The organism is Streptomyces aurantiacus JA 4570 (genome assembly GCF_000414115.1).
Lineage (GTDB): Bacteria > Actinomycetota > Actinomycetes > Streptomycetales > Streptomycetaceae > Streptomyces > Streptomyces aurantiacus_A.
Genome location: NZ_AOPZ01000098.1, coordinates 1 through 10,741 on the forward strand (window position 1 = coordinate 1; position 10,741 = coordinate 10,741).

Below are 10,741 nucleotides of genomic sequence, written 5' to 3' on the forward strand. Positions count from 1 at the left end.
AGGTGGCGGGCCGCCGCGCAGGCGTCCTGCACGGCGAGGTTGACGCCGACGCCGCCGACCGGCGACATGGTGTGCGCCGCGTCGCCGATGCACAGCAGGCCGTCGCGGTACCAGCGCGGCAGGCGGCCCATGGTGACGTCGAGGAGCTTCACGTCGTCCCAGGACTCGATCGCGCGCAGCGCCTCGCGGTCCCAGTCGAGCAGATCGCCGAGGCGCTCGCGGAACCATTCGACGCCGTGGGCCCGCAGCCGCGCGTCCGCGCCCTTCGCGATGAGGTAGGAGGTCTGGTAGTAGTCGCCGCGGTCCATCGTGGCGGCGACCTGGCCGTCACGGACGCTCAGGAAGACGCGGCCGCGCTTGCGCCGGTCGTCCGGCGCGGGCACCCGGACCTGCCAGACGTCCATCGGCACCTCGAAGGGCCTGGGGACAAGACCGGCCGCCGCGCGCACCACGGAGTCCCGGCCGTCGCAGGCGACGGTGAGGTCGGCGGCCAGTTCGCCCGGGGTGCCGTTCTCGTCCGTGTACGTCACGCCGGTGACCCGCCCCGACGCGTCGGTACGCAGCCCCGTCACCGCCGTCCGCATCCGCAGCGTGAAGGACGGCTCCTCGGCCGCCGCGGTCGCGAGCAGATCGAGGAAGTCCCACTGCGGGACCATCGCGATGTACTTGTGACGGCCGGGTACGCGGCTGAGGTCGGCCGCCACGAACGTCGTGCCCTCGATGTGCATCCGCAGCTCCGTCAGCCGCTGCGCGGGCAACCGGGCGAACCGTTCGCCCAGGCCCAGCTCGTCCAAGAGCCGCAGCGTGGACGGATGCACGGTGTCGCCCCGGAAGTCCCGCAGGAAGTCCCCGTGCTTCTCCAGGACGGTGACCTCGACACCGGCCCGGGCGAGCAGCAGCCCGAGCATCATGCCCGCCGGTCCGCCGCCCACCACACAGCACGTCGTACGTTCCCGGCCGGCCCGGCCGCCCTTGTCCGCGGAATCTGCCATGTCTGCCACGTCCCCTCTCCCGCAGGGTTCCTCCCCGAGGTCGGGCCACTCTAACCGATCGGTCAGTTGTCTGACCGCTCGGTCAGGGAATGGCTCAGGCCGCCGAACCGTCCCGGCGCGCGCAAAGAATCTGACGCTGCATCAGAAACCTCTTCCCTCGTCCGGGTCGCTGCGGCATCCTGCGCCCATGCAGACGGAGCTGAGCAAGCAACTCGGAGTCGAGCACGCCGTCTTCGGCTTCACGCCGTTCCCCGCCGTGGCCGCCGCCATCAGCAGGGCGGGCGGGTTCGGGGTGCTCGGCGCGGTCCGCTACACCGCGCCCGACGACCTCGCGCGCGACCTGGACTGGATGCAGGAGCACGTGGACGGCCGCCCGTACGGCCTGGACGTCGTGATGCCCGCCAAGAAGGTCGAGGCGGCGGGCGGCGGGGCCCTGACCGAGGCCGACGTGGAGGCGATGATCCCGGCGGCGCACCGGAAGTTCGTCGAGGAGACGCTCGCCAAGCACGAGGTGCCCGGCCTTGCCGAGGGTGAGGCGTCCGGCTGGCGCATCACCGGCTGGATGGAGCAGGTGGCGCGCGGACAGCTCGACGTGGCCTTCGACTACCCCATCAAGCTGCTCGCCAACGCGCTCGGTTCACCGCCCGCCGACGTCATCGCCCGCGCCCACGGACAGGGCGTACTCGTCGCCGCCCTCGCGGGCAGCGCCCGGCACGCGCGCAAGCACGCGGACGCCGGCATCGACATCGTCGTCGCGCAGGGCTACGAGGCGGGCGGCCACACCGGCGAGATCGCGTCGATGGTGCTCACGCCCGAAGTCACGGAGGCCGTCGCGCCGTTGCCGGTCCTCGCCGCGGGCGGCATCGGCAGCGGTGAGCAGGTCGCGGCGGCGCTCGCGCTCGGCGCGCAGGGCGTGTGGCTCGGCTCGGTGTGGCTCACGGTGACGGAGGCCGACCTCCATTCCCCGGCGCTGACGCGGAAGTTGCTCGCGGCGGGCTCCGGCGACACGGTCCGCTCGCGCGCGCTGACGGGCAAGCCCGCACGGCAGCTGCGTACGGAGTGGACCGACGCGTGGGACGACCCGCAGGGCCCCGGGACGCTGCCGATGCCGTTGCAGGGGCTGCTCGTCGCCGAGGCCGTGTCGCGTATCCAGAAGTACGAGGTGGAGCCGCTGCTCGGCACGCCCGTCGGGCAGATCGTGGGCCGGATGAACAGCGAACGCGGCGTCCAGGCCGTGTTCGACGACCTGACCCGCGGATTCGAGCGCGCCGTCGCCCGGCTCAACCGCATCGCAGGACGAGCCTGAGGAGGCCCGATGAGCACCCCGCCCAACGGATTCTGGGCCCAGGCCGGTGCCGATCCCGCCCGCACCGTCCTCGTCGCGCCCGGCGGCGAGGAGTGGACGGCGGGGCGGCTGCACGCCGCCGTCAACCAGCTCGTGCACGGACTGCGCGCCGCGGGCCTGGAGCGCGGCGACGCGTTCGCCGTCGTGCTGCCCAACGGCGTGGAGTTCCTCACCGCGTACCTCGCCGCGTCGCAGGCCGGGTTCTATCTCGTCCCGGTCAACCACCACCTGGTGGGCCCGGAGATCGCCTGGATCGTCGCCGACTCGGGCGCGAAGGTGCTCGTCGCCCACGAACGGTTCGCCGACGCGGCGACCACGGCGGCCGACGAGGCGAAGCTCCCGTCGACGCACCGATACGCCGTCGGTGGCGACGTACCGGGATTCCGCCCCTATGCCCAACTCCTGGACGGGCAGCCCGAGTCGGTGCCCGCGGGCCGCACCCTCGGCTGGGTCATGAACTACACCTCCGGCACCACCGGAAGGCCGCGCGGCATCCGCCGCCCGCTGCCCGGCAAGCCGCCCGAGGAGTCCTACCTGGGCGGTTTCCTCGGCATCTTCGGCATCAAGCCGTTCGACGACAACGTGCATCTGGTGTGCTCGCCGCTGTACCACACGGCCGTGCTCCAGTTCGCGGGCGCCGCCCTGCACATCGGCCACCCCCTCGTCCTCATGGACAAGTGGGCGCCCGAGGAGATGCTGCGTCTGATCGACACGTACCAGTGCACCCACACCCATATGGTCCCGACCCAGTTCCACCGCCTGCTCGCGCTGCCGGAGGAGACCCGGGCGGCGTACGACGTGTCGTCGATGCGGCACGCCATCCACGGGGCGGCGCCCTGCCCCGACCATGTGAAGCGGGCGATGATCGAGTGGTGGGGGGAGTGCGTCGAGGAGTACTACGCGGCCAGCGAGGGCGGAGGCGCGTTCGCGACGGCGCGGGACTGGCTGAAGAAGCCCGGCACGGTCGGCAGGGCCTGGCCGATCAGCGAGCTGGCCGTCTTCGACGACGACGGCAACCGGCTGCCGCCCGGTGAACTCGGCACCGTGTACATGAAGATGAGCACCGGCGGATTCTCGTACCACAAGGACGAGACGAAGACGAAGAAGAACCGCATCGGCGACTTCTTCACGGTCGGTGACCTCGGCTGCCTCGACGAGGACGGCTATCTCTTCCTGCGCGACCGCAAGATCGACATGATCATCTCGGGCGGCGTCAACATCTACCCGGCCGAGATCGAGTCCGCCCTGCTCACCCACCCCGCGGTCGCCGACGCCGCCGTGTTCGGCATCCCGCACGACGACTGGGGCGAGGAGGTCAAGGCCGTCGTCGAGGCCGCCGACGGGCACGACGCGGACGACGCGCTCGCCGCGGACATCCTGCGCCACTGCGAACGCCTCCTCGCGGGCTACAAGCGCCCCAAGAGCGTGGACTTCGTCGCGTCGATGCCCCGCGACCCCAACGGCAAGCTCTACAAGCGGCGGCTCCGGGAGCCGTACTGGGAGGGGCGGGAGCGGGCGGTGTGAGGCGGTCCGTCCTGGTCCGGGCGGCGGTCCCACCCGGGGAGTGGCACGATGAAGATCGGGCTGCCGGTGCGCGGAAGCCCCCGGACGGAATCGCCGAAGGAAGCACTTCCATGACCCGTACGACGGTCGTCAACCTCAAGGGCCATCGGGACGACCCCGACTACGCGGACGTCGTCTATGTGGGCCGGGCGATGAACCGGGGCGGCTGGCACCTGGAAGGCTCCCCGCTGGCAAGCCCCTTCCGCCCCGGCCCCGACGGCACGCGCGAAGAGGTCGTGGCCAAGTACCGCGCCCACCTACTCGGCCGCCCGGACCTCCTGAAACTCCTCCCGGACCTCCGGGGCCGCCGCCTCGGATGCTGGTGCGTCCCCGAGCCGTGCCACGCCGAAGTGATCGCTGAACTCGCCGACGCCGGAGAGGGGTCGAGGCCCTAGGGGCTGTCCGCCGGCTCCCACACCGAGCAGTCGTGGGCGAAGAACACCCGGCGCGGGTCGAATTCCGCGAGGCGGTCCAGCCAGGGCCGGTGGCGGGGGAGCGGCGGGCCCGCGCCGTCCAGGGCGGCCTGCCGGGCGAGCTGGGCGTGGCCGAACGCGGAGGCGGAGTCGTACGCCTGACCGGCCAGCACCGCCGTGGTGCCGTCGCCGAGGCGAACCACCAGGGACTGGTGGCCCCGTGTGTGCCCGGGCGTCGGAACCACCCACACCCCCGGCCAGACCTCGGCCTCGCCCGCGAGTTCCTCGTACGACACACCGGGGAAGTCGACGAGCGCGTCGACGGTGTAGCCGCCCGCGCGGGCCGTCGCCAGCTCGGCCTCCTGGACGAGGACGGGCCTGCCCGGCAGCAGCGGGTTGCCGCCGCAGTGGTCGAAGTGCAGGTGGCAGTTCACGACGAGGGAGATGTCGTCGAGGGTCACGCCGGCTGCCGCCAGGGCGTCCGGCAGGGCGCGGCGCCGGGGCCGGTAGTGCGCCTCGGTCTCGGCGTCCGCGTGGCCGATGCCGGTGTCGAAGAGGAGCAGCCCCTGCTCGTGCCGCACCAGATGGGCGAGGGCGGGCTCCACACGTGGCTCCGTGCCGTTCGCTTCCGCGGCGGGTCGTACGAAGTACCCGAGGTCGAGGCGGCGTATCGCAGTCGTGGTCGTTGCCATGTGGCCCATGGTGGTGGGGAGCGCCCGCCACCGCCCCGTCGTCTGCCGACAGCAGAGCGCCCGCCTCCGCATGGCGTGCGGGGCGGGGGCGGGGGCGTTGGCCGCAGAAGCGTGACGTCACCCAGCGCTCCTGGGCGTACAGCCGGGTCTGGTCGCTGTAGTGCGGCGAGTCGGGGTTCGAGGACTGGGAGTAGGTCAGCAGGGTGGCGGCCTTGGGGCACAGCGTCTTGTCCCAGCCGACGGCCTGGATGTGGCTGGACCCGTGGGCGCGGAATGCCCGCCGCCGTCAGTTCCGTCACCGCGTCCGCGAGGGCCGTGGCGAAGCCCGGCACGGAGGTGTCGAGGGCGTTCGGGGTGCGCACCGGGTCGGAGGGCGTGAACGGCACCTTGCAGAGCTGCGCGTTCGGCACCTTCGCGGTCAGCGTGCGCCAGAACCGGTCGAAGAGCAGCGCGCCCTTGCTGCCGGTGTTCATCGTGCGGTCCCAGGACTTGATCACCTCGCAGGCCCCGCGTACGTCGACGGCCTTGCCGTCGGCCGACCTCGCCGCGCCGGGCGGCAGCGCGGCGCACGCGCGGGCCACGTCGGCCGCCGCGAGGTCACCGGCCGGGGCGCGGTTCACGAACTGCTGGCGCCGCAGGTCCTTGACGGTCAGCCCGCCGCGCGCGGCCATCGCGGACACGTCCTCGACGGCACCGCGGGTGCGCATCGAACGCTGCGTGCCGATCGTGCCGAAGATCCGCTCGACCCGGTCAGCGGCCGCTCGGCGTTGCTCAGCCACGCGCTGTCGTTGGAGTTTGCCAAGGTAGGGGGCGTGGAGAAAGACGCTGGTCAACCTAGCTGTTAAATGGTGCTTCTGTTCCTGGCGTAGCAACGTCCACCACGCCCGCTACAAGGGCCTCGCCAAGACCCAGCTGCAACACGTTCTCACTGCGGCCGCCCTCAACCTCGCCCGCATCGACGCCTGGCTCACCAACACCCCGTTCGGAGGCAGTTGGACCTCACGCCTCGACACCCTCCGCCTCTCCCTCACGGCACCTCAGATTCACCGCCGGGGGCGCCTCAGCCCGGGATTTCGTCGAGGACGTGGGCGCGGCGGGTCTGTCCCCATCTCGGTGAGGGCTGCCGTCGCACGCTTGGCGTCGATTGAGAAGGGTGCCCTGGTCAGCCTGCCGGGCAGCGGGGTTCGCCTGCTGCGCCGGCCCCGGTGTGCCGCGCCTCGTCGACCTGCCGGACCAGCTTCGCAACCGGGGCCTCCGCTACGGAAGCCTGGGGCGCGAAGGGAGCGATGTCCGGGTGCAGGACCCCTGCGGGCACCGATGCGGGTCCTGGGCCACTACGACTCCGTGCACAAGGCAGTCGAAGCGGCCCGCCCGCGCTGCTTGCGCACGGCCCTGCCAGAGCCGAAGTTCTTCACCGCTCAGGGGCGGGGCGACAGGGCGGTGCTGTCCGGCGAGGTCACCGATGATGAAGGAACGCTCGGCCCAGGTCAGCACGTAGGGCCACAGCTGGAGGTGACGGACGCGGGAAGCATCGAGCTCGTCCTGGCCGGCGGGCGCGGACCGGATGCGGTGGATCTGGTCGGCGGCATGGCGACCACGGCGCTCCGCGCGGCGGCCGGCAGCGTGTTCGCGTGCGGCGCCACATGGCGCTCGAACGCCTCGGCGCCTTCCTGACGCCTGCCGCGCGCAATGACTGCTGCGGCGTGCGAGGCATCTGCGGCACCGGTCGCTTGGGACCAGGCGCGCTCGTAACCCCCGTGGATCAGTGCGAACTGCGTCTGGAAAGTGTGCAGTTCGTCGAGGGCGGTGCCGAGGTCTTCGGCGGGGGTGTCGGTGATGAGGTGCTCCGGGACAGGGGTGCGGCGCGGTGGCTGCGCGCGGGGTTCAGCGGCGTGCGCCGGGGGCGGCGCAGGCCCGCAGCCGATCCCGCCGCGTTCGGGATGCCGACCGGGGATGACGGTCGCCGTGACGATCCGCTGCTGTCCGACCGCTCGTGGGCGGTCAGCAGCTACCGCCCCGAGGTCGACGCGCTGCCGGCGGCGCCGACGCGGGTCGTGATCGCGGTGGGGGAGGAGTCCGAGGACGTCTTCACCGGGCGGACCGCGGTGGCGACGGCCCGACTGCTCGGCCGGCAGGCGGTGGTGTTCCCCGGCCACCACGGCGGCTTCCTCGACGGCGAGTTCGGCTACGCCGGGCGGCCCGCCGCTTTCGCGCTCAGGCTCTGTGAGGTCCTCGACGGCGCCGGCGACGTCTCCGTGGATTGATGCCTCCCTCCCCGCCGTGTCCTGTCGGAAGGACACGGCTCGGAAGAACACCACAGGTTGGACAACCACTTGCCCGCACCCGGTACCTAGTGGTCTTGACCGGCTGATCCACGTCCCTGAAGGTGGACGATCAGCGGAGCCCTCCGCGTCCCTGGGCCGTTGGCCGAGGGGTTGGTCCCTGCGTGCTCGTTCGGTGCGTCGGCTGCGTACAAAGGCCGTGGCAGGCGCGGGAGTTGAACGGGCGGAGGCTGAGCGCAGAGCAGCAGGGCCGACCGGTTCTTGAGGCACGGCAAGGTCATGCAAACCATCGAGGGAGCGGACGAGGTCGCCGAGGCCTCCCACGGCAGCCAGCTGCTGGGGCCGTCCGCAAGGAGGCTGTCACGGTGAGCACGCAACGGCGCATTGTCATCGGCCCTGTCGCCACCTGGTTCCCGGAGGGGGAGATCGCCGTCACCGCGCTGCCGGAGCTGGACAAGCTTCCGGCGGCGCGGCGTGAACACGCGCTGGGGCTCGGCGTCGACACCGTCCGGGACGCCGGCGAGGCGTCCGAGGTGGACATGGCGGAGCACGCGGCCCGGATCGCACTGAGCCGCGCGGGGCTCGACGCCGCCGATCTCGACGCGCTGCTGCTGGTGCAGGGCCGTGTCCCGGAGTATCTCCTGGCCTCGGAGGCGACCCGCCTCCAGCACCGGCTCGGCGCGCACCGGGCGTTCACGACCGCGGTCGGTGACCTCGGCTGCGTCTCGGTCTCGGCTGCCTTCGCCCTCGGTTCCGCCCTGCTGCGCGGGGACCCGCGCTGTCGCAACGTCCTGGTCGTGGCCGCGGCGCGGACCCCGACCCCCAACAGGTACCGTCCGCCGATGACCCTGCTCGGCGACGGAGCGGGCGCGGTCCTCCTCACCACGTCGGGCACCGGTACCCATGAACTCGTCGACCAGACCGTGCTGAGCGACGGCAAGTACGCCGACCTGTTCTTCATCGACTACCGCCACATCCCCGAGCCCGACTGGGCCGAGGAGTGCGCGGACGAGCCGACGTACTCGTTCCGGCTCGCCGTGGAGAGCCGGAAGCGCTTCGCCGCCCTCAACGCGGAGTTGCTGGCCCGCAACGGACTCGGCCAGGAGCGGATCGGCACCCATCTGACCCAGAACCTGGCCGCCGGGGCGTTCGCCTTCTGGGAGGAGGCGCTGGACACGGAGATACATCCCGTCTGCCGGCGCAACCTGGCGGCCTACGGACACCTCGGGTCCGTGGACGTCCTGATCAACATGACGGACGCCGCGGCCACCCAAGCCCCCGGCGAGCACTGCCTGGTGATGAACAGCAGCCCCGTCGCGGCATGGAGCACCTGGCTGCTGCGCCGTCTCGGAGAACAAGAAGAACGAGCCGAGGACGTGGTCCGTTGACCCCGGCCGCCTCGCCATGGCCGAGGACGGCGGCACCCGGGCGTGCTGGACCACCCGAGCCGAAGCGCACAGCACGGCACTGTCGTCGAGGAGGTAGGGGGTGACTCGGGTGACAAGGACGCCTACCGGGCACAGAGCGCTGTCCGCGGTCGTACGGCACTTCACGCGGGTGCCCGACCGCACAGCGATCGTGGTCGGTCCGCGGGCACTGACCTATCGGGAGCTGGACGAAGCAAGCGCCGCGCTCGCCGCACGCCTGACGGCCGCCGGCGTCCGGCCGGGCCGGACCGCCGTGCTGTACCAGCGACAGACCGTGGAAGTCGTGGTGGGCATGGTCGCGGCGGCACGGATCGGTGCGGCCTGGTGCGTGGTGAATCCCGGGCATCCGGTGGAGCTGCTGCGCGCACTGCTCGACGACGTCGACTGCGGGGCCGTCGTCTTCGATCCCGCCGACCCGGCGACCTCGGCCGGTGCGGTCGCGGCGCTCGGCGCCCGCGCCCGTGGGGCCGCTCCGGTGCTGCTGGAACAGGGTGGGCCGCGACCGGCCGGCCCGCCTGCGGATGACGTGGTCTCCGTGCCGGGCAACGCACCGGCATATGTGATCACCACCTCGGGATCGACGGGCGTTCCGAAGGCCGTGGTCATCACGGTGGACAACCTGGCCGCGCTGCTCGAATTCTCGGACTACCCCTACGACGAGTCACACCTGGTCGCGTTCTCCGCGATGCGGCTCACATGGGACGGATCGCTGCACTTCACCCTGCGGCCCCTGACTCTTGGCGGAACAGCCGTACTGCCCGGCGAGGACGAGCTGTCCGACGCGGACGCCGCGGCCCGCCTGGCCCGCACCTGGCGGGCCACGCACCTGGCGGCCACACCGTCGTTCTACCGGCTCATGCTGCCCGGGATGGCGTCGTTCGGCGCGCACCTGCGCCTTGTCGTCCTCGGGGGCGAGGCCCTGCCGGTCCCCCTGGCCGAACGCCACCGCGAGGTGCTCCCCGGGGTCGACCTGAGGAATGTGTACGGACCCACGGAGACCACCGTGATCAGTCTGGCGCACCCCGTTCGGGAGGCTGCTGCCGGGTCGGTAGTGCCGATCGGCCGACCCTTCGGTGCCTGCACGGCGTACGTGCTGGACGAGCGCCTGATGCCTGTTGTGCCGGGCCGCGTGGGCGAGTTGTACATCGGCGGCCCACACGTGGCCGCCGGATATGCGGCGCGCCCCGCACAGACCGCGGAGCGGTTCGTCGCCGACCTGTTCACCGGACAGCCGGGGGAGCGCATGTACCGCACCGGTGACCTGGCGCTGGTCAACAGTGACGGGGAAGTGGAGTTCCGCGGCCGGGCCGACGGCCAGATGAAGGTCAGAGGGGCGCGCATCGAGCGCCGTGCCGTCGAGTCCGTACTGGAGAGCCATCCCGCCGTGAGCCAGGCGGTGGTGCTCGGCGTGCCCAGCGAGCACGGGGAGACCACCCTCGCCGCGTTCTGGGCACCGGCCGAGGCGGCCACCGTGTTGCCCGGCACCAGGGAGCTGCTGACGTACTGCGCGGAGCGCCTGGTCGCCCAGGCCGTGCCGGAACGTCTCATCGCGCTCGGGGCGTTCCCGTTGGCGCCGAGCGGCAAGGTGGACGAGGCGGCGCTCCGCGCCTTGCTGACCGACCCCCTGGCGGGTGCCGCCGCCGGAGGGCGGCAGCGGTGGACACCGGTTCAGCGGTCGCTGGCCGAGATCTGGGCGGCGGTGCTCCAGCACGACGACTTCGGGCTCGACGACGTGTTCTTCCAGGTGGGCGGCAACTCCCGGCGGGTGGTGGAGCTGCACGTGCGGATGGAGGGCGTCTGGCCCGGCGTGCTGCGGGTCGGCCGGCTGTTCGATCTGCGGACCGTGGCGGAGCAGGCCGAGGCCCTGGAAGCGGGCCGGGCACCGAGGGCGGAGCAGCAAGGGCGCCCACGGCCGGACGACGACGTGGCTGACAGCCCTGGCACGGGGACCGACGGCCCTGTTCTTTTCGAGATATGACCCGAGGCGCGCCCCGGCTACGACCCGAGGTGCGCCCCGAGAAATGACC

Annotated in this window: 8 protein-coding genes and 2 pseudogenes; 7 read left to right on the top strand and 3 right to left on the bottom strand. The window is 72.2% G+C overall.

The window, feature by feature from the left end; genetic code table 11:
• Positions 1-992: FAD-dependent oxidoreductase (locus tag STRAU_RS12250; protein ID WP_106967893.1), on the bottom strand; the 992-nt coding region annotated here is incomplete at its 3' end.
• A 187-nt stretch (positions 993-1,179) separates the two neighbouring features.
• Between STRAU_RS12250 and STRAU_RS12255 the strand changes: the two genes are divergently transcribed.
• From STRAU_RS12255 to STRAU_RS12265, 3 genes are all read left to right on the top strand, one after another.
• Positions 1,180-2,298: an NAD(P)H-dependent flavin oxidoreductase gene (locus STRAU_RS12255; protein WP_016640614.1), complete on the top strand. Its 1,119-nt coding sequence runs from the start codon at positions 1,180-1,182 to the stop codon at positions 2,296-2,298.
• A gap of 9 nt (positions 2,299-2,307) precedes the next feature.
• The gene (locus STRAU_RS12260; RefSeq protein WP_016640615.1) at positions 2,308-3,861 is read left to right on the top strand and encodes an acyl-CoA synthetase; all 1,554 of its coding nucleotides are present in this window, start codon (positions 2,308-2,310) and stop codon (positions 3,859-3,861) included.
• 110 nt (positions 3,862-3,971) lie between these two features.
• The gene (locus STRAU_RS12265; protein ID WP_016640616.1) at positions 3,972-4,295 is read left to right on the top strand and encodes a DUF4326 domain-containing protein; all 324 of its coding nucleotides are present in this window, start codon (positions 3,972-3,974) and stop codon (positions 4,293-4,295) included.
• On the opposite strand, the gene STRAU_RS12270 is transcribed toward STRAU_RS12265, so the two are convergent.
• Together STRAU_RS12270 and STRAU_RS41435 are read right to left on the bottom strand one after the other, a co-directional pair.
• Positions 4,292-5,014 carry an N-acyl homoserine lactonase family protein gene (locus STRAU_RS12270; RefSeq protein ID WP_016640617.1) on the bottom strand — a complete coding sequence of 241 codons (723 nt, stop codon included), beginning with the start codon at positions 5,012-5,014 and terminating at the stop codon, positions 4,292-4,294. The two genes, STRAU_RS12265 and STRAU_RS12270, sit on opposite strands and share 4 nt — an antisense overlap.
• Positions 5,015-5,108: 94 nt before the next feature.
• A pseudogene (locus STRAU_RS41435) lies at positions 5,109-5,813 on the bottom strand (penicillin acylase family protein); the annotation flags it as partial.
• 536 nt (positions 5,814-6,349) lie between these two features.
• On the opposite strand from STRAU_RS41435, the gene STRAU_RS12280 reads away from it, so the two are divergent.
• The 4 genes and pseudogenes from STRAU_RS12280 (at position 6,350) to STRAU_RS12295 (ending at position 10,692) form a co-directional block, all read left to right on the top strand.
• Positions 6,350-6,679, top strand: coding sequence for a hypothetical protein (locus STRAU_RS12280; RefSeq protein WP_158692064.1), 330 nt, complete (start codon positions 6,350-6,352; stop codon positions 6,677-6,679).
• Positions 6,680-6,915: 236 nt separating this feature from the next.
• Positions 6,916-7,269, top strand: a pseudogene (locus tag STRAU_RS12285) (alpha/beta fold hydrolase); the annotation flags it as partial.
• Between the two features lie 383 nt (positions 7,270-7,652).
• Complete coding sequence (locus tag STRAU_RS12290; RefSeq protein WP_016640621.1) at positions 7,653-8,675, top strand: 3-oxoacyl-ACP synthase III; 1,023 nt, start codon at positions 7,653-7,655, stop codon at positions 8,673-8,675.
• 109 nt (positions 8,676-8,784) lie between these two features.
• Positions 8,785-10,692 carry a non-ribosomal peptide synthetase gene (locus tag STRAU_RS12295; protein ID WP_259299894.1) on the top strand — a complete coding sequence of 636 codons (1,908 nt, stop codon included), beginning with the start codon at positions 8,785-8,787 and terminating at the stop codon, positions 10,690-10,692.
• Positions 10,693-10,741 lie beyond the last annotated feature (49 nt).

What these genes read in the sequence shown, in the direction of transcription:
- STRAU_RS12270 (WP_016640617.1), bottom strand. Translation starts at nt 5,014, where the DNA reads ATGGGCCACATGGCAACGACCACGACTGCGATACGCCGCCTCGACCTC.
- STRAU_RS12255 (WP_016640614.1), top strand. Translation starts at nt 1,180, where the DNA reads ATGCAGACGGAGCTGAGCAAGCAACTCGGAGTCGAGCACGCCGTCTTC.
- STRAU_RS12265 (WP_016640616.1), top strand. Translation starts at nt 3,972, where the DNA reads ATGACCCGTACGACGGTCGTCAACCTCAAGGGCCATCGGGACGACCCC.
- STRAU_RS12260 (WP_016640615.1), top strand. Translation starts at nt 2,308, where the DNA reads ATGAGCACCCCGCCCAACGGATTCTGGGCCCAGGCCGGTGCCGATCCC.